Here is an 18,346-nt window from a genome sequence, read left to right on the forward strand (position 1 = left end):
CCTTTATGCAGTGCGGCTTCCCTTGCGGAAAGTCCCACTGTGCTAAAAAGAAAACTAACGTTCGGACCGTACCTAAATCATAAGATTTTCGGCACGATTCTATTTGACAGGATCGTTCCTCAGCCTTACGGCTTGCGGTACGACCTTATCTTCGTACTACCAGTGCTTGACTTTCGTCAAATACTTTAATTTCCCTTCTCTAATTCCTTTGTAAAAGAACATTTAGCAGATCGCTTCCCGTTAAGAGTTGCTCTCTTTGTTCGTTGCGTTGTCGGCTTGTTTGCCTGAACGCTCCGTGAATATACCGTTAATACCCTTTTTTTGTCAACAGAATTATGCAAAAAAAATACATATTTCTTCTAAGTCCTTATTCTGAAATAAAATGTTTCATTGTATCCGTTTTAAGGAATAGAACCAGGTATTCAATAAAAGAAAGAAGTGAGCTGGCAGCAGCAAGTATAAACAACCATCTGGCTGCTAACTGCATTTCAGACAGGTATTCCACCGCACCCAGAGACTGCATTGTTAATACCAGCAATCCGAATATACCGGAGATGAAATAGAAGACAGCTTTTGCCTTACCACCCCATTTAGCGGCGAGGGCTGTTCCTTCTTTGGCCATGACCATTCTGATAAACATGATACAAAACTCACGCCATAGAATTATCATCAGAGCCCATAGAGGCATGAGTCCGGAAAACGTAAAGCAGACAAAGTAGGTAACCCTGCTGATAACATCAGCAAAGGGGTCCATAATCTTGCCCATATCCGAAACCAGATTTCTGGATCTTGCGATATAGCCGTCCAGTACATCAGAAACTTCCATAACAAGCTGAAGAACCCAGAGAGCTATCATTCCTGAGAACAGAATTGAATCTCCCAGAACCGTGAAAATATACAATCCGAAGAAAACTGGAGTCAGTACAAGCCGCCCCACCGTAAGTTTATTAGGTAATGTCATAGGCTAAGTGTATTTTTATCGGGAGATTAATTCAATACGCCTTAAGGATAATAGATGAATAGTCCTGATTCAGTTTCTCATGATAACAATCCGACCCTTTTCCACAGAGTAGGAGTAAGACGTAAAAAAACCGGTACCGTGATATTTAACCGCGGGAAAGCTGCTTTGATAGAGAGGACTTTCACTTTCCTGTCCTGTTGTAAGAGAGTAGTACCACTCCGGATCAGCATGGGCAAGATCGGCAACAGTGTGTGATTCAGAGAGAATTGCCAATGGGTAAATATAATTTCTTAGAAAAAAGTACTGTGGAGCAACACTTTTCCTGACAAAGAGGATTCCTGCCTTCTCCCCTTTAAGTGAGATAACATCCTCTTTCTCCCCTGTTATCCACCCTACTGTAACATCACCCTTATTACTTGGATAAAAACAGAGCTCCCCCAGTATTCGTTCCTCCTCAGAGAGAAACGGAGCCAGGGGAACTTTATATATCTGTGAAAAAAGGATGGGCAGTATTATCAGAAAAGGTAGAAAATACACTCCCAGTCCTGTGAGTACACCGAAGAGTAGACAGAACAGATTAACAAGATTGAAAACCTCTATAAATCTGTAGGATTCAGAACCCGCATAAACCCATAAACCGATTGAAGCGGTCACAGCCAGGATCAGATAGAGATTCTGCCATCGGGGTGATTTTTTTTTACGGTAAGCCCTGATTCCGGCGCTCAAAGCTGCAGCAGCAAAATAGAGAATGAGTGCAAGCCAGAAGCGGGGATTTCCAATCATTTTATATATTTCCTCTTCAGGTATTCTACAAAGTATGAAGCCTTCAAAGGCTCTCCTGTAACTGAAGTCATCAGTTCTGTTGATGTCTCCAGTGCTCCCCTGCTGTGAACATTCTGTACAAGCCAATTGAGAATACCTGAAAAATTCCCTTTCTCAATTTGAGAATCCACATCAGGAACATCAGTTCTGAGTTTATTCCACAGTTGGGCTGAATACAGATTTCCCAGAGTATAGGTAGGGAAATACCCCATATCTCCACAGGACCAATGAATATCCTGAAGGATTCCCGAGCGGTCGCTTGTATTATCCACTCCCAGAAGACGGCGCAGCTCATCATTCCACAGATCAGGCAGTTCACTCACCTTAAGGTCACCGTTGATCAGCATCCGTTCAAGCCTGAAGCGGAGTATTATATGAAGATTGTAACTGACCTCATCGGCATCCACCCGGATCAGTCCACGGCTTACCCTGTTTAAATCCCGGTAGAGATCCTCAGTGCTGAACAGCTCTCCTCCGGATGCAGAGATCAAGGGGCTCAGATAACGGCTGAATGCCTCAGAGCGGCCGACAATATTTTCCCATAGCCGTGACTGGGATTCATGAAAACCGAGAGAACAGGCTTCAGCCACCATTGTGCCATGCCATTTCTCCGGTAGATTCTGCTCATACAGGCCGTGTCCGCCCTCATGGATAGTACTTGAGAGACCTGAAATCAAATCATCTTCAATAAATGCACTGGTTACCCGGATATCCCGGGAACCCAGAGTTGTTGTAAAAGGGTGCACCGATACATCAAGACGGCCTGAATCCAGGCTGTAGCCCATATCCTTCAGAACCCTAAGGCTGATCTTTTTCTGAAATTCGGAAGAGAAGGATCTCCCCGTCAATACAGTTCTGTTATCCTGTCCTGCCAGAATCTCATCCAGCATGGGTGTGAGTTCAGACTGGAGACTATCAAAGAGAGGCTCCAGCACAGAAGCTTTCATATCAGGTTCATAAAGATCCAGAAGCGCATCATAGGGCTCCTCTTTATATCCTGTATATTCACATCTCTCTTTCAGAAGATCTACGATTTTTTCAAGTGATGGGGAGAAGAGTTTAAAATCATCTGCTTCCCGGGCCTTCAGCCAGCTGTCTCTGGCAAGTGAGGTGGTCTCTACAAAGCGGCTCATAAAATCGGAAGGAAGAACTTTATTCTCTTTGTATCTTCTTTTAAGCAGACGTTGCCATGACTGATGATCAGGCTCTGAAGACTTACCCAGTTCCTTCAGCCATACTCCCCATACATCATCCTGAAGATGAGGAGTCAGAAGATCCTGTACCATTCCCATCTGACGGGCCCTGTCTTTTGAGGCATTACGGGGCATACCTGTCTCCTGATCCCAGTCAAGGAGAGCCTGAATATGCTCGAGGTCTTTAATAAGCTGTTCTTTAATTTTGATCTGTTCAACAGTATCTTGAATATTGACGGACAATGATATTCTTCCTTTACAGTAGGCATACACCCTGAGCCTGTAAATTCAAACTCAGTGATAAATCATTATCCGTCAGAATCAGAATTTTGAAAAGTAGAACTAGTGAATACGGCTTCCCAGAGTTCCAAGGAGAAGACTGTACTGTTCAAATCCATCCTTACTCATAACCTTTAAGGCTGAATCAAGGGAACTCTGAAAGAATTTGTCTGCAATATCCTGGGCCTTTTGATCATAGCCGCGGTGTAAGATCTGTTTCCGGAGTATTCCGGAAAAGAGAGGTCTCATAAATTTATTCAGTAAAAAACGTATAAGGGGAACACCATCTTCAAGTGCAAGAATCAGGGGCAAGGTGGGAATCCCGTTTTTAAGGTCAGTGCTACGGCTCTTTCCCATTGTGCCCGGATTCCCCCGGTAGTCCAGAATATCATCCTGAATTTGAAAGGCCGTACCGAAATCTATCCCGGCATTGTAGAGGGTCTCACGCTGAGATTCAGTTTTTCCGCTTAACAGAGCCCCGGCATACAGGGAGAGAGCAAAAAGTTCAGCGGTCTTTCCCCTTATCCTTCTGAAGTAATCTTCTCTGCTTATATTAAAAGATCCAAGATTCTCATCCTGTTCTATTTCACTCAGACAGAGACGCTCGATCCCTCCAGTCATATGAGGTACAAGAGACTCCTCAAAATGAGAGGACGCCATCTTCATCGACAGAGCCAGCAGATAATCACCCGCCAGGACAGCCCGTCTGGCACCTTTTCTATGATAGAGAGTGGCAACACCACGCCTGCGGGCTGCATTATCGAGAACATCATCATGAGCCAGTGAGGCGATATGGAGAAGCTCCACCGCCGCAGCAACTGAAATAAGATCCTCTTTATCCGCATCTCCGCCGTGAGCAGAAATAAGAAGAAAGAGAGGTCTCAGCATCTTTCCGGGTCTGGCTGTCAGAATTTTAAGATCCTCACGGATCATATCCGGACTTTCTTGAACCAGGGATACTATTTTACTGCGGACACTCTCCAATAACTCAGAGAGCTCCGGGTTAAGATTCATTGAGGATAGAGCTTTGGACAATCAGGCTTTCCTTTTCTTTCTGCGGGGTTCTCCGAAGTAAAGGTAGGATTTCCTGGCAAGGGATGATCCATTCCACCATTTTTTAAGCCAGGGCTGAACCCAGTAATCAAGACCGAGGACCCGTCCGGCACCGCCGAGCATTAGAAATGCTGCAAAGATAAACCAGACCTGACTCCAGCTGAAAAATCCGGAAAAGATAAAGACAAAACACATAATTATTGAAACACCCGCTGCAGGGAATACAAACAGACCACCAATAAGGGCCAGTCCGATCAGTACCTCAACGGAGACTATCATTGTCTGGAAAAACTGGTATGGGAGATAGGCTGCCATGCTGTCCATAAAGGTTTCCCGGAACCAGGTAACCACAGCACTGTCGTAACGAAGTACAAGTCCGCTTGTGTCCCAGAGTGCTCCCAGGGTATGACCTGCTGTCTCTACTACAGTTTCCACGGCATCACTGGCTGCGGCAACTGTATCGGCTGCGGCCATAGTAACGGTCTCAACAACCTGTTCTACAACGTCTCCTGTTGCGGCGGCAACTGCATCTGCCTGTACAACTACTTCTTCCACCACAGCTTCACTGGCTGCACTCGTGGTATCCGCTACAGCCTGACCGGCCTGTACGACACCGGAACTGAACATCCAGCCCGATTTAGTTCCAAGATCAAATTTAAGCCAGCCTTCGCCGACCTTGTTCAGACCCTCTATAAGCCACATAAGCCCAAGCCAGACCCTTAAGGGAACAGCCCAGAGACTCTGAATATTATTGGTGATAAAACCACCCAGAAGGGTTCTCTTATTCTTCATGTCAAAGATTTCATGCTGCAGATATTTCCACCAGCCGTTTACACCGCAAACAGTGTGAAGATAATAAACATTGACAAGATGCTTTACAGCCACTGCAGGAATACCGGACATTGAAAAACCGCCGGTATGAGACACTGCATAACGGCCTCCGATGGAGACCATGAATCCATGAAAATTGGACTTAAACTTATGTTCTGCTTTTCCACCTGAAATCTGGGAAATAATATTTTTTACTGCGACTGAAGCGGTCTGCTCAGCAGCCTCTACAATCTGAGGAACAGGACGTTCATTCTCAAGGAACCATTGTGCATCACCTACAACATAGAGGTTCTCGTGATCAGCACTCTGCATGGTTTCATGAACTTTTAGGCGGTCTACATGACCGACAGTCAGCCCTGTGCTCACACCAAAAGAACCACCCTTGATTCCACAGGTCCAGATCAGGGTTCCGCATGGGATTACAGTTCCGTCCTTAAGGGTAAAGGAGCCCTCTTCGGCGTTGGTAATCAGGGAGTTAAGAAGAATCTTCACACCCTTCTTCTCCAAATAGCGCTGGGCCTTCATTCTGGGCTTTTCGGGAATCATCTTAAGGATGCTGTCCAGACCTTCAACATTTATCAGCTGAACCTCATCTGGATCAATATTATAATCACTGCACATCTGGGGAACTTTCTCGATAAGCTCTCCAATCATTTCCACACCGGTGAATCCGGCACCCGCTACAACAAATGTCATCAGATTTCTTCTGACCTGAGGATCCTTTTCATAAGAAGCCTGACGGAACATCTCTCGGATATGATCTTTTATATCAAGGGCATCCTGATAACTCCAGAGAGGAAGGGAATGTTCCTTGACTCCGGGAATACCGAAGTCTGTAGATTCGGCTCCTGTACCCATTATAAGATAGTCATAATCATATGTGGCAGTATCTGAATGAAGCTGCTGCTTCTCTCTGTCTATATTGTTAATTCTGTCCTGAAACACTTCAACTTTTTTTCCGCTGAAGATTCTGTCAAATGAAATTTTGACACAGCCGTTATCAACACGGCCCCCTGCAACCTCGTGGAGTTCTGTCATTATTGTATGATAGGGGTTGGCATCTATAAGGGAAATCTGAACATCATCACTTTTCTTATAAGCTTTATGCAGAAGTTTCCCTGCATGAACACCGGCATAACCGCCGCCTAAAATAACTATTTTTGTCATAGCCTTCAATCCCCTGTAAATTACTAGTATTTAAATATCAACACTTTATATTCTCTGAAATTATAATACATGTCAATCGCTAAAGTATTATCTAATAAAAAAAGGGAGCCTAACAAGGCTCCCCGGAGTTTTGGTCATTGAAATCTTAAAAAGATTTAAGGCATTTCCTTCTTCTCAATCTTATCTCTGATCATTAAAATAGCTTCATCAAGAGCCATGCCGTTGAGCTGTTCACCGGTTCTGATACGAATACTGACGGCCTTTTCATTCATTTCCTTCTCTCCAACCACCAACATATAGGGAATCTTCTGATTCTGAGCATTTCGAATCTTGGCATTCATACGGTCATCAGAGAGATCGGTATCCACAATGATTTCCGCCGCCCGGAGTGCTTTTTCAACTTCTTTGGCATAATCAGAGAATTTCTCACTTACGGGAATAACTTTGACCTGCAGAGGTGCCAGCCATACGGGAAAGGCGCCGCCGTAATTCTCGATAAGAACACCGAAAAAGCGTTCGATAGATCCCAGAAGGGCTCTATGTATTACATAAGGACGTTTTTCCTGTCCGTCCCTATCCACAAAGGTCATATCAAAACGCTCGGGCAGGTTAAAGTCGAACTGAATAGTAGACAGCTGCCATTCCCGTCCCATTGTATCCTTGACCTTCAGGTCAATCTTGGGACCGTAGAACGCACCTCCCCCTTCATCAATCTTATACTCCAGGCCCTCTTTTTCAATGGCAGTTCTCAGTGATTCGGTAGCCGCATCCCAGTGAACCTTTTCTCCAACACTCTTTTCAGGCATGGTGGAAAGATAGGCGGAGATATCATTGAATCCGAAGGAACGCAGCATAAAGAGGCTGAAACGGAGAACTTCTGAGATTTCATCCCCCATCTGATCGGGAGTACAGATCAGGTGTGCATCATCCTGAGTAAAACCGCGGACTCTGAGAAGACCATGAAGAGTTCCTGAACGTTCATTGCGGTAGACCGTACCGAGTTCGGCCCAGCGGAAGGGCAGCTCCTTATAGGAGTGCTTGCCGTTATTATAAATCATTATATGAAAAGGACAGTTCATGGGCTTGGCGTAGTAATCGACATTGTCCATTACCATATTGGGATACATCCCTTCCTTATAGAAATCCAGATGCCCGGAAGTCTCCCAGAGCCAGGATTTTCCGACATGGGGGGTAAATACCATTTCATATCCGTTTTTATAATGCTCTTTTCTCCAGAAGTCTTCGATGGTTACTCTCATCCGGGCGCCCTTGGGATGCCAGTAGACAAGTCCGGGACCTGCTTTTTCATGAAGACTGTAGAGATCCAGTTCTTTACCGACCCGTCTATGGTCCCTTTTTTCCATCTCTTCCAGGAATTCCAGATGTGCCTTCAGAGCCTTGGGATCACCGAAAGCGGTTGCATAGATCCTCTGGAGCATGGGTCTTTTCTCATCACCCCGCCAGTAGGCACCGGCGATGGAGAGGAGCTTGAATCCCTGAGAATTCAAGCGGCTGGTATCCTCCACATGAGGTCCCCGGCAGAGATCTACGAAAAGATCACCCATCTTGAAGATTGAAATCTCTTCGTCCTCAGGGAGCTCTTGAATCAGCTCTGCTTTATAAGGCTGATCTTTAAACATCTCCAGTGCCTCGCCACGGCTGAGTACTTCTTTTTCAAAAGCAACATTGCTCTTGATGATCTCTTTCATACCCTCTTCAATAGCTGCAAGATCTTCATTAGTCAGATTTCTGGGTAGATCAAAATCGTAATAAAATCCGTTATCAATGGCCGGCCCGATTGCAAACTTGGCTTCGGGCATCAGTTTCAGAACGGCTCCCGCCATGACATGGGCCATGGAGTGACGCATTTTCTGAAGTTTTTCCAATTTTTTCTGTTCTTTGCTGGTCATAATCTTTACCTCCGTTTCAGGACGAAAAAAAACCCTTTCGTTCTCCGTCCTGTCACCAAAATACTTAAATTTCAGTATAAGGACGAAAAACAAAAGGGTTCTCCGCGGTTCCACCTTACTTCGCCGTTGCCAGTGTCTGTGCATTTCGGCGCTCTCAGCTCTCCCGTTACGCGGGATTTCGTCTCCATCTAGTCCTGACAGCTCTGTGAAAACAGTAAAAAGTCAGTTTCGGGGAGAAGCTCAGGAGGGGTTTTCACTGATTCAGGACGGCGGTCTTCCAGCCTTGGACCGCTTCTCTGTTGACCTGAGGGGACAGTTACTCGTCTCCGTCATTGCTATGTACATAATATGATCAATGGGATGGGAAAAGTCAAGAAACAGGGGTATCCTTTTTATTCAAAATCCCTGATTTCCTGCAGCTGGTTCTGAAGATCCATTATTTCATTTTCCCAGAAGACTTCACTCCCCCAGTCAGGATAGTGTGTTCGGAAACTGTAGTCATCCTTCTGCCGACCGCACCAGGCCAGAAAATAGACCATGCGCATAACTCGCAGGGGTTCTACCAATCCAAGGGCATCGGGATTCATTTCACAGAATTCCTGATACCCATCCAGGAGCATAAAAAACTCTTTTCTGCAGGCTGAAGCATGACCGGGAAGCAGGAGCCAGAAATCCTGTACTGCAGGGCCGGTAGCCATATCGTCAAAGTCAATAATCATCAGCCCCTGATCCATTCTATCCAGAATATTTCCGCAATGAAAATCACCGTGAATACGATGCTCCTCAACATCCCGAAAAAGAGGATTAATCAGATCTGAAATATCTGATGCAAGTTTTTCAAACTCTCCTGCATGACCGCCGGGTATCCAGTTTTTCTCCAGAATCTCACTGCAGTCCCGAAGAAAGGTTCCACCAGGATGGATTCTCGGTCTGCTGGGAGCATCATCCTGCCGGCCGGCGCTGTGCATTCTCCCAATGAGCTGCCCCAGGCGGTACCACTGCTCATCATCTTCCCGAAACTCCCAGAGCCTTCCGCTTTTATAGGGATACAGGGCAAAGAGGATTCCCTCCTCCGTTCTACCCAGTGTGTCCTCGGATTTCAGTATTTCGGGGAGGGCCAGAGGAATATCCATCTCATGACAGTCTTCCATAAAATCATGTTCTTCCCTGATAGCCTCTTCAGACCAGCGTCCGGGACGGTAGAACTTGGCTACAAAGCGTCCCCCCTCATCATCCTGAAGTTCATAAACCCTATTAATATAACTGGGAAGAGGATGTACCAGAGGAGACAGTGAGAGTCCACTCTCTTTCTCTACGGCATCAATTATGAGTGAAGGTTCAAGGGAGTCGAAATCTCCTGCATTACTATTCATGGATTCAACCTGTGGGCAAGTGCCTGATTTATTACTTAGCAAAAAGACTGACCTTAAAGAGCTGACTTGTCAAGACAGACCGTATATACTGGCTTTACTTCAATCCCGGAACATTAAGGACATGCCATGAAGCCTTTAAAAAACATATTTCTGATCTTTTTCCTCTTTGCAGCTTTTCAACCACTGAGTGCTGCTGAAAACAAAAAAAACAGCTCGGTCCTGGATGATGTAGACCGCCTGATAACTCAGAAACAGTATCAAAGTGCATGGACCCTGCTCCACGATGAAGCAGAAGATCTGGATATATCAGATATGATTCTTAAAAAAACTGAACTGACCCTGCTCTACTATGCCAAAACCAATCTCCATCAGATGTTTGCCTTTGCGGATCTCAGAGAGAATGAAGAACTGAGCGATATAAGGGGACAGGAAGGGAGTTTCGACTTCAAACTCTATGATCCGGCTGGCGCTCTGACAATGGTGATAAAGGAGAATCCCGACAGACGGGAGGCCTACTACTGGCTGGCTGAATACTATCACCAGGTAATGACCCTGTATGGTGAAGAGTGGGAAAAGCCTCAGGAAGATATTCGCTCCCTGGTAATTGCCAACTTCCGGATGGCTGCGGCTCTGGGGATGGAAACAGAAGAGATATACTCAAAACTGTCTTACACTGAGCTTCTTTCAGGCAGCTGGGAGGCGGCGGTAGAAGATCTGCAGAAGGCTCTCGAATATAACAATGCCAACCCGGCCTACTACCATGACCTGGCCATAGCCCATCTGAATATGAAAAAAAATAATGAAGCCCTCTCCTATATCGAAAAGGCCATCAATCTCTATACCGATCCCTTCTACAAAGCGGACAGCGCGTTCCTTGCGTCTACGATTGCACTCCATCTTGAAGACAGCGACAAGGCAGAATCATATCTCATCAAGGGTGGAGCCTTCTCTCCCGATGACTATCGTTTCCCGGACAGACTGATCCGTCTCTACCTGAATAAATCTGACTTTGTTAATGCACGTGATGCTGCTGGAGATCTTTTTGCCATGTATCCTGAAAATCCTGCCAACTGTACCACCATCATTCAATACTTCTACAGCGTCGGGAAACTGGATGAAACATCTGTTTTCTTCAAAACCCAATTGGAAAAATATCAGGGACAAGCCGAGATACTGGGCAATCTTTACTTCCACAAGGCCATAAGCGCCAGATATCAGGGCTTGAATGATGAAGCTCTGGAGTCATTCACAGTGGCAGAGACTGAGTTCGCAAAGGTTTATTCCAGAGATAATCAGGTTTTCCAGGCTATTGAGAAGATGACTGCTGAACTTCTTCCGACAGAGTAGAAATTGAATTAAAGATCATCCTGAGAAGAACTACCATTACTCCACACAACAGCATTCCTGCCGCCTTCTTTGGCCATATATAAACGTTTATCTGCCTTCTGAATGAGCAGCTCCTGGGTACAGTCTACGCTGGTCTGAGCTATCCCCGCACTGATAGTTACTTTTTTACGTACTCCCGAAAAAGAAAAGTTCTCAATTTTTTCCCGAATTCTCTCTCCAAGGATTTTTGCATCAATCGCAACTGTTTCCGGCAGGAGAACGATAAATTCCTCACCTCCGTAACGGAATACCTTATCCGAGATCCTCACAGAATTCCTTAATATGGTAGACAGCTCCTTAAGAACATCATCTCCGGTTATATGACCATAATTATCATTTATCTTCTTAAAGTGATCGATATCTATCATCAGGATACAAAATCTTATCCCTGAACGTTCACTTCGGGACAGTTCCTTCTGTATTTCCTCTTTTAAGTAACGTCTGTTGTAAAGACCCGTAAGGGGATCGGTAACACTCTCAGTTTCAAGCATTTCATACTGCTTTTCCATTGTGATTCTGTTAAGAAAGTTCTCAATCCGTACTGTAGAAATGCTCAGATACAGAACCCAGCTCAGGCCGTAAAAGACTAAAGCCTGTATAATATGTTCCAGCTCAATCGTAATTAAAGAACTGAGAATCAGGTAGGAAAGGATTAGAAGAAATAAGACAAAAGTACTGAGATAGGCGAATTCTTTAGGATTTAACCAGATCATGGTACTGAGGGACAACAAAACGATGAGAAATCCTGACAGTTCCATACCAAAATAGAGATCAAAGTATGTAAGTCCCATAAACAGAAAGGAGAGAGTGTAAAGATACAGGAGAAGCAGAACTTTTTTGCCTAAATCCGAAATTTCGAATCTCAGTACCTTAGGAATGAAAAGAAATAGAATTCCGTCACCCAATATCAGAGAAAAAATCACCTTATAAACATGATTATATTCAACTGTATCTGATCTTGGAAAAAAGAGATACTCCAACAGCAATACTGCTATTATTAAAATTATAGTGAGAGTCACAATTTTCATGTGACGGAAATTGAATGCATTCTGCTCTGATAAATAGAGCTCTCTATACTCTTCGGGCAGCTGATAATCTTTTCTTCTGAAAAACATACCTTAATAGTAGATGTTCATTTTTTATATGACAAGAAAAATCAGGCTATTTTTTTATTTAGAAATTTGCCAGAATAGCGATATGAATGAAATGTACCTAATGCGCCACGGAGAAACAGAGTGGAACAGGGAGAAACGTTACCAGGGACAACTGGACTCTCCTTTAACAGAAACCGGGAGGTCCAGAACCCTCCTGCAGAAAAAGAGAATTCAAACTCTTCATTTTTCCAATGTCTACTGCAGCCCCCTGGGCAGAACCCGCAATACCCTGAATATCCTATCTCCCGATACTGATAAAATAAACTTTGAAGATGGTCTGAAAGAGGTATCCCTGGGGATTCTTCAGGGAAAAACCCATAATGAACTCAGCAGTGAAGAAGCAGAGGCTCAGCATAATTTCTGGCACAATCCCGGTAGTTTTGAACTGGAAGGTGCCGAAAGCATGCCGGTACTTGAAAACAGAGTCCGGACATTTCTTGACAAACTTGAAAATGAGAAGGGACCGATCCTTGTAGTGACCCATACGGTTATAATCAAAATGATCCTCAAGATTCTTGAATCAAGACCCATTGAAAGACTCTGGGAGGATCCCTTTCTTCATCCGGCCACAATTCTTGTAATAGATAGAAAAAACGGTTCCACAGTAAAAGAGGTCATCCATCCCGAAGAGGATATGCCACGGCCCGGCAGCTACACAGCTTGATCGAATTAAGGAGTAATAATTGAAAGGCAGCATAAGATTTAACTGGAGAAAAGGGACCAACAGCAGACAGCTCATATGGAAAAGCAGTGTTCCCGGTATTTTTCTACTGCTGATGATCGGCATGATTTTCTATGTCAGCAGCAGCCAGGTACAGCGGAATCTCACCAGACAGTATTTCAGCAGCAGTTCAAAGACTGCGATCCAGGCCATTGACCAGGTATACACTCCTTTGCTCCTGACGTTCAAAATATCCTCACTCTGGGTTCAGATCGGGCAGATTGATGATTTAGGAGATCCCGGGATTTATGGTGACAGTCTTAAATCACTGATGCTCCAGGAATTCCTGATCCAGTCTTTAACATTCCGGGACAGTACAGGAAAGGAGCTGGATGCATATACACTGGAGAATGGAGATATTGAATTATTTATAAACGAAAAAGATGCAGCTCAAACCCTGAATACAATGAGAGAATCCAGTGGTATGAGTTTTGTTAATACCCTGGGTTTTACGGAAATTGAAGAAAAGAGCAGGGTAAGTCCTTTGAAACTGAGCCAGTCTTACAATCTTCCCGTACTGAATAAAAGCGGTGTCACCCTCTATTACAAACTGTATAAGGACAGTGAAACCTATATTGAGTTGTGGCTGGATTTCTCTTTGAAACAGCTGGCTACGGCAATATCTGAATACTCAATTGATGAAAATACTGTCATCTTTATTCTTCTTGATGATGAAGATTTTGTGACATATCCAATTCGGGAGCTTCTGAAGATAAAAAGAACGTCCGAGGGAGGAACACCCTTTGAGCTTAAATCCAATCCCCTTGATATTGAAATTATTCAGGCTATTTACAATCTTATGGAAAATCCTGACAGTACCGCATCCAGTATTAACAGAATATCTCTCCCGAGCGGAGACTGGTGGACGCAATACAGCACCATAGAGCTTATGGATTCATCAATTGTCATAGGCAGCTACACCCCGGAAGATAACCTGCTTATCGCCCGAATTCAGAATCCTCTAATCATTTTGCTCATAGTTATCACTGCTTTCATCGGCTTCTATTTTTTCCTGCTCTTCAATGACTATAGAACTGTCCTGAAGACACAGCTTGTTATTACTGAAGAAGAAAAAGTAAAACAGATGATAATTCTGGGAGAAAATCTTTACTGTGAGTTCAAATCATCCATGCGCTGGGATTACAAGGAAGAGTGTGCCAGCAAAATCATGGAGCAGGTCATCATGAAATCCATCTCAGCATTCAGCAACAGCGATGGAGGAACTCTATTGGTGGGCGTTCAGGACGATGGAGAGATTCTCGGACTGGAAAAAGATTACGCCTGCCTCAAGGAAGTGGGAAAAGACTACTTTGAACTTCATCTCAGGACGCTGATGTCCAATATGTTCGGCGTTGCTTATCCGGTTAGCAATATCAAGGTGGATTTTCCTGTGATAAACGGCTGTGAGATATGCAGAATAAACATAAGACCCGGAGATAAGCCGCTCTACATAGTAAACAATGAAAAGGGAAGCGGGAAAACTGAAAAGTTCTTTGTACGCTCCGGTAATTCATCAAGACAAATCAGCAGTCTGAAAGAAATTACAGACTACGTCATGAACCGCTTCAGTTGAACCATAAGGATTGATATCAAAAATTTAAAATTGGACTCTGCGAAAGGAGTGGTTTAAAATAAAAAGATACAAACTCAAGGAAGGTTCATTTATGTCAGAGAAAACAATTACTGTAAAAGAATTTGCAGATGAATTAGCAAAACGCCTGGAAGCCGGAAAAACAGTCGACTGCTGCAAGAAAGAGCTCCTCAACCTGGCAGCCCTGGCCGGCAAAAAAATGGGCTCCGAGATGATCAAGGTTGACTGGAAAGACTGATACGGAATTTATTCTAAATGATTAGAATAGAACAGTAATAAAAATTTAATTTACCTCCTTTCTCATCCGGTATATGATGGAGCCTGCATAAAAAGGAGAAAGTGATTTGAAAAAATGTTTTGTGGTACTCCTGGTACTGTTTTTATCGGTCCCCTCGGTTTTTGCCCTTGATGAAATAACTCATCAGACCAGTTGGGGTGCGGAATTCGCCTATTACGCTGACAGCAATGAGGGACAGAACGCCACTGGCGGTTTTGAATGGCCCGATTATACTCCCGAAGACCTCCCCCCCGATTTCGTACCCATAGATGGAGACGCGGGAAGACCTCTGGGGAGCGGATGGGGAGCAGTGGAGCTTCAGCTTTTTGCGGGACATACTGTAACGGTTCCCTTTCTTCAGGGCAGCGGTGCCATGACCAAAGATAATAATATCCAATTCGGGGTCAAGGCTTATATCGCTCCGGTTGTTGCCTATGTGGAGACAAAAGTATCATTTACACCCATAGCTTTTTTAAACTTTGACATTGGTTACTCCATAGGTTCCGGATGGCATGGATTTGGGTTTAACGGGTTAGGACTTAACAATGATGGAACAGGAACCCCCCTTCAGGATGCCTTCGCAGGTGCTGCCATGGAGACCTGGGCAAGCGGAACATTCCAGTTTGACCTTGCGGCTGTTGTTCCCGGTGAGTGGAACCATGTAGTGATGGTAGCCAATGCAAAATTCAAATATGTAAATTATACCGAAGCCGGCAGCGATGATCCCTGGCAGTGGAAAGCCGATAAGGGTGAAAACTACAACGGACTTGTATTCCAGGGAACTTACCTGCTCGGGTATCAGATGCCCATGAAACTCGATACAGTCGGATTTATGGTTGAAACAGGCCAGTATATAGACAGTGTAAAAGACATAGCACCTATGGATTCCGATGATGGTTGGGGATCTGATTTTGTTAAAGTGACCTTTGGACCTCTGGCCAATATTACTTTTAATGAAAAAAATAATCTGACGATCCTTGCACAGATGAAAACCGATAAAAGATACACCGATGATACAATCCACTACAACTGGTTTATAAACCGTGTATATGATTCAACTTATGTAAAGTTTCACAGACTGGCTCTAGCCTATACATATAAGTTCTGATAGTGATCTGAATTAAATGTGAATATTGAAAACGTCGGAAATCCGGCGTTTTTTTTTAATATATCTGTACTATTCCGTATTTTACCAGAATTCTATAAAATCCAATTTACAATTGAAATCTTCTTCAAATTTACTTACACGGTCTGCTCACAGGAGCAGATCAATGCTATAGGAATAATATGAATAATCCGAAGGTTCATCTAAAAGAACTCTATACGACATTTTTTAAAATAGGTTCCGTCAGTTTCGGGGGGGGCTATGCCATGCTTCCCATGCTTGAAAAAGAGCTTTCTGAAAAAAGAAACTGGGTCAGCGAGGAAGAACTGCTGGATTATTATGCCATCGGACAGTCCACACCCGGAATTATCGCCATTAACACGGCGACCTTTGTGGGATATAAGACCGCAGGAATTCCAGGTGCCCTGGCAGCAACCATGGGAATGGTTACTCCATCCCTGATAATTATCATACTGATTGCTAGCTTTCTGGACCATTTTGACGAACAGCCTCTGGTACAGAAAGCATTGAAGGGAGTCAATATTGCAGTAGCGGTACTTCTTATCTCATCAGTATGGAAGTTCGCAAAAAAAACTGTAAAAAATATATGGGGAGGCCTTCTCTGCCTGGCAGCCTTTATGGCTGTGGGGTTTACTGCGGTCTCTCCCATACCCGTTGTACTTACGGCAGCCCTCTTGGGTGTACTCTCCTTTTTTGTACAGGGGAGGCATAAATCATGACAGTACTTTTCCTCTATTTTATATTCTTTAAAATCGGACTCTTCACAATCGGAGGCGGTCTGGCAGCCCTCCCCCTTCTGCAGGATGAAGCCCTCAGCCGCGGATGGTTCAGCAGCAGTCAATTTTTCCATATGGTTGCAATCTCTGAATCAACACCCGGTCCCATCGGCATCAATATGGCCACATATGTAGGACTGGAACAGGCAGGGATTTTCGGCTCACTGGCAGCAACCCTCGGTCTTGTAAGCCCCTCATTGATTATAATCGTTATTGTTGCCCGTTATTTTCTCCATTTCAACGAGAAACCCTTAGTTCAGTCAGCTCTGTCCGGACTTAGACCAGCGGTAACAGGTCTGATTGCCACTGCAGCCTACAATGTCCTCACAGTCGCAGTCATTCCAGTTCAGGCCTTCAGAGAGAGCGGGCGTTACATGGATCTCATAGAACCCATGAACCTTCTGATCTTCTTTCTCATCGGATTCTCCTATCTGAAGTGGAAGGCTCATCCCATTGTCTATATCGCAGCTTCGGCTATAGCAGGGATGGTCCTTTTATGAGCCGCTGTACCAATATACCCGCCTCGTATCTCATCCTTTTAAAAGATAGAAAGATTCTTCTGCTCCAGCGTAGGAATACCGGATTCAGAGACGGTGAATACAGCTTTATAGCCGGACATGTGGAAGAGGGAGAATCCTTCACTACCGCAGTAATAAGAGAAGCACAGGAAGAAGCCGGAATCCATATTAGAGAAGAGGATTTAAAAACCGCCCATGTAATGCACAGGAAGTCTGATGATTCAGTAAGAATGGATGTGTTCTTCACTGCAGAAGAGTGGCAGGGAGAAATCATAAACAGGGAACCAGAAAAATGCTCTGATCTTTCATGGTTCCCCATGGATAAGCTCCCGGAAAAAACCATCCCCTACATTAGAAAGGTTGTGGATTATATCCGGGAAGACTGTTATTACAGTGAGGAGGGCTGGCTACCAGCTCCCTGAGGCACCGCCGCCGCCGAAGCCGCCGCCACCTCCACCGAAGCCGCCACCTCCGCCGAAGCCGCCACCTCCGCCGAAGCCGCCGCCGGAACTGCTGCCTCCGGAACCCCAGCCTGATCTTCTTGAAGATCCCAGAAGAGAATTGAGGAAAAGGAGCTGAAACAGACCTCCCCTGCCCTTGCGCCCCATACGTCCGAAGGAATTAAAAAACAGAATAAACAGAATAACCAGAAGATTCACAGGGACGGAACGCCTCGAGGACTGCTGACCGCTTCTACCGGATTTATCCATTGCCGCCTGGCTGATATCCTTTCCGCCAGTCACAACCCCGGCTACAGCCGAGGATGCAGCCATAATACCCCCTGCATAATCGTCTTTTGAGAAATAGGGAATCATTATTTCACGGACAATATAACCGCTTTTGGCATCAGTCAGAGTACCCTCAAGACCATATCCGATCTCAAAACGCACCTTTCGATCTTCAACCGCCAGCAGGAGCAGAATTCCGTTATCCATACCTTCCTGCCCCAGTTTCCACTCATCCGCAACACGTATGGAGTATCCTTCCAGGTCATCACCATCGAGACCGGGAATCGTCAGAACAGCCATCTGTACCGAACTTTGCGATTCAAGAGCAGTAAGATACTGCTCCAGCTCCCGGGCTTGTGAGGAGGAGAAGATACGGGCCCTGTCATTTACACGCCCCTCAAGAGGAGGAACTTCCAGAGCAGACAGTGAAAAAGGGATCAGTACAAAAAGGAATAGTAAAGTTGTTATTTTATTCCGCAT

Annotated in this window: 18 protein-coding genes; 9 read left to right on the plus strand and 9 right to left on the minus strand. The window is 44.8% G+C overall.

Annotated features, from left to right (window positions below):
• Positions 1 to 367: 367 nt before the first annotated feature.
• From pgsA to thrS, 6 genes are all read right to left on the minus strand, one after another.
• Positions 368 to 961 (minus strand): CDP-diacylglycerol--glycerol-3-phosphate 3-phosphatidyltransferase, encoded by a 594-nt coding sequence (pgsA, locus tag DV872_RS03235; protein WP_114628413.1) that lies wholly within the window; start codon positions 959 to 961, stop codon positions 368 to 370.
• Between the two features lie 69 nt (positions 962 to 1,030).
• Positions 1,031 to 1,744: a hypothetical protein gene (locus tag DV872_RS03240; protein WP_114628414.1), complete on the minus strand. Its 714-nt coding sequence runs from the start codon at positions 1,742 to 1,744 to the stop codon at positions 1,031 to 1,033.
• Positions 1,741 to 3,219, minus strand: a complete 1,479-nt coding sequence (locus DV872_RS03245; RefSeq protein ID WP_114628415.1) for a carboxypeptidase M32 — start codon at positions 3,217 to 3,219, stop codon at positions 1,741 to 1,743. The genes DV872_RS03240 and DV872_RS03245 overlap by 4 nt, the downstream gene beginning before the upstream one ends.
• A gap of 99 nt (positions 3,220 to 3,318) precedes the next feature.
• A complete protein-coding gene (locus tag DV872_RS03250) occupies positions 3,319 to 4,290 on the minus strand; it encodes a polyprenyl synthetase family protein (RefSeq protein WP_114628416.1) in 972 nt (323 codons plus the stop codon).
• Positions 4,291 to 6,306 carry an NAD(P)/FAD-dependent oxidoreductase gene (locus DV872_RS03255; protein WP_114628417.1) on the minus strand — a complete coding sequence of 672 codons (2,016 nt, stop codon included), beginning with the start codon at positions 6,304 to 6,306 and terminating at the stop codon, positions 4,291 to 4,293.
• 155 nt (positions 6,307 to 6,461) lie between these two features.
• On the minus strand, positions 6,462 to 8,216 hold the full coding sequence (thrS, locus tag DV872_RS03260; RefSeq protein WP_216664353.1) for a threonine--tRNA ligase: 1,755 nt from the start codon (positions 8,214 to 8,216) through the stop codon (positions 6,462 to 6,464).
• Positions 8,217 to 8,421: 205 nt separating this feature from the next.
• Here thrS and DV872_RS26460 point away from each other — a divergent pair, with 205 nt between their 5' ends.
• Positions 8,422 to 8,568, plus strand: a complete 147-nt coding sequence (locus DV872_RS26460; protein WP_158546808.1) for a hypothetical protein — start codon at positions 8,422 to 8,424, stop codon at positions 8,566 to 8,568.
• Positions 8,569 to 8,608: 40 nt separating this feature from the next.
• On the opposite strand, the gene DV872_RS03265 is transcribed toward DV872_RS26460, so the two are convergent.
• A complete protein-coding gene (locus tag DV872_RS03265) occupies positions 8,609 to 9,589 on the minus strand; it encodes a serine/threonine protein kinase (protein ID WP_114628419.1) in 981 nt (326 codons plus the stop codon).
• Between the two features lie 126 nt (positions 9,590 to 9,715).
• Between DV872_RS03265 and DV872_RS03270 the strand changes: the two genes are divergently transcribed.
• Entirely contained in the window at positions 9,716 to 10,936 is a 1,221-nt protein-coding gene (locus DV872_RS03270; protein WP_114628420.1) for a lipopolysaccharide assembly protein LapB, read from the plus strand.
• An 8-nt stretch (positions 10,937 to 10,944) separates the two neighbouring features.
• On the opposite strand, the gene DV872_RS03275 is transcribed toward DV872_RS03270, so the two are convergent.
• Positions 10,945 to 12,090, minus strand: coding sequence for a GGDEF domain-containing protein (locus DV872_RS03275; RefSeq protein ID WP_114628421.1), 1,146 nt, complete (start codon positions 12,088 to 12,090; stop codon positions 10,945 to 10,947).
• An 82-nt stretch (positions 12,091 to 12,172) separates the two neighbouring features.
• On the opposite strand from DV872_RS03275, the gene DV872_RS03280 reads away from it, so the two are divergent.
• From DV872_RS03280 to DV872_RS03305, 7 genes are all read left to right on the plus strand, one after another.
• Positions 12,173 to 12,793 carry a histidine phosphatase family protein gene (locus tag DV872_RS03280; protein WP_158546809.1) on the plus strand — a complete coding sequence of 207 codons (621 nt, stop codon included), beginning with the start codon at positions 12,173 to 12,175 and terminating at the stop codon, positions 12,791 to 12,793.
• A gap of 19 nt (positions 12,794 to 12,812) precedes the next feature.
• Entirely contained in the window at positions 12,813 to 14,423 is a 1,611-nt protein-coding gene (locus DV872_RS03285) for a helix-turn-helix domain-containing protein (RefSeq protein WP_114628423.1), read from the plus strand.
• A 91-nt stretch (positions 14,424 to 14,514) separates the two neighbouring features.
• Entirely contained in the window at positions 14,515 to 14,679 is a 165-nt protein-coding gene (locus DV872_RS26465) for a hypothetical protein (RefSeq protein WP_158546810.1), read from the plus strand.
• Positions 14,680 to 14,785: 106 nt separating this feature from the next.
• Positions 14,786 to 15,826 (plus strand): hypothetical protein, encoded by a 1,041-nt coding sequence (locus tag DV872_RS03290; protein WP_114628424.1) that lies wholly within the window; start codon positions 14,786 to 14,788, stop codon positions 15,824 to 15,826.
• 179 nt (positions 15,827 to 16,005) lie between these two features.
• Positions 16,006 to 16,563, plus strand: a complete 558-nt coding sequence (locus DV872_RS03295) for a chromate transporter (protein ID WP_114628425.1) — start codon at positions 16,006 to 16,008, stop codon at positions 16,561 to 16,563.
• Complete coding sequence (locus DV872_RS03300; protein WP_114628426.1) at positions 16,560 to 17,120, plus strand: chromate transporter; 561 nt, start codon at positions 16,560 to 16,562, stop codon at positions 17,118 to 17,120. Before DV872_RS03295 ends, DV872_RS03300 begins: the two co-directional genes overlap by 4 nt.
• The gene (locus DV872_RS03305; protein WP_114628427.1) at positions 17,117 to 17,560 is read left to right on the plus strand and encodes an NUDIX domain-containing protein; all 444 of its coding nucleotides are present in this window, start codon (positions 17,117 to 17,119) and stop codon (positions 17,558 to 17,560) included. The genes DV872_RS03300 and DV872_RS03305 overlap by 4 nt, the downstream gene beginning before the upstream one ends.
• On the opposite strand, the gene DV872_RS03310 is transcribed toward DV872_RS03305, so the two are convergent.
• The gene (locus tag DV872_RS03310) at positions 17,546 to 18,346 is read right to left on the minus strand and encodes a YgcG family protein (RefSeq protein ID WP_114628428.1); all 801 of its coding nucleotides are present in this window, start codon (positions 18,344 to 18,346) and stop codon (positions 17,546 to 17,548) included. The two genes, DV872_RS03305 and DV872_RS03310, sit on opposite strands and share 15 nt — an antisense overlap.

This window comes from Oceanispirochaeta sp. M1, assembly GCF_003346715.1.
Classification (GTDB): domain Bacteria; phylum Spirochaetota; class Spirochaetia; order DSM-2461; family DSM-2461; genus Oceanispirochaeta.

Coding starts and splice junctions, on each gene's coding strand:
- pgsA (WP_114628413.1), bottom strand. CDS start 961: ATGACATTACCTAATAAACTTACGGTGGGGCGGCTTGTACTGACTCCA.
- DV872_RS03240 (WP_114628414.1), bottom strand. CDS start 1,744: ATGATTGGAAATCCCCGCTTCTGGCTTGCACTCATTCTCTATTTTGCT.
- DV872_RS03255 (WP_114628417.1), bottom strand. CDS start 6,306: ATGACAAAAATAGTTATTTTAGGCGGCGGTTATGCCGGTGTTCATGCA.
- thrS (WP_216664353.1), bottom strand. CDS start 8,216: ATGACCAGCAAAGAACAGAAAAAATTGGAAAAACTTCAGAAAATGCGT.
- DV872_RS03265 (WP_114628419.1), bottom strand. CDS start 9,589: ATGAATAGTAATGCAGGAGATTTCGACTCCCTTGAACCTTCACTCATA.
- DV872_RS03270 (WP_114628420.1), top strand. CDS start 9,716: ATGAAGCCTTTAAAAAACATATTTCTGATCTTTTTCCTCTTTGCAGCT.
- DV872_RS03275 (WP_114628421.1), bottom strand. CDS start 12,090: ATGTTTTTCAGAAGAAAAGATTATCAGCTGCCCGAAGAGTATAGAGAG.
- DV872_RS03280 (WP_158546809.1), top strand. CDS start 12,173: ATGAATGAAATGTACCTAATGCGCCACGGAGAAACAGAGTGGAACAGG.
- DV872_RS26465 (WP_158546810.1), top strand. CDS start 14,515: ATGTCAGAGAAAACAATTACTGTAAAAGAATTTGCAGATGAATTAGCA.
- DV872_RS03295 (WP_114628425.1), top strand. CDS start 16,006: ATGAATAATCCGAAGGTTCATCTAAAAGAACTCTATACGACATTTTTT.
- DV872_RS03300 (WP_114628426.1), top strand. CDS start 16,560: ATGACAGTACTTTTCCTCTATTTTATATTCTTTAAAATCGGACTCTTC.
- DV872_RS03305 (WP_114628427.1), top strand. CDS start 17,117: ATGAGCCGCTGTACCAATATACCCGCCTCGTATCTCATCCTTTTAAAA.
- DV872_RS03310 (WP_114628428.1), bottom strand. CDS start 18,346: ATGCGGAATAAAATAACAACTTTACTATTCCTTTTTGTACTGATCCCT.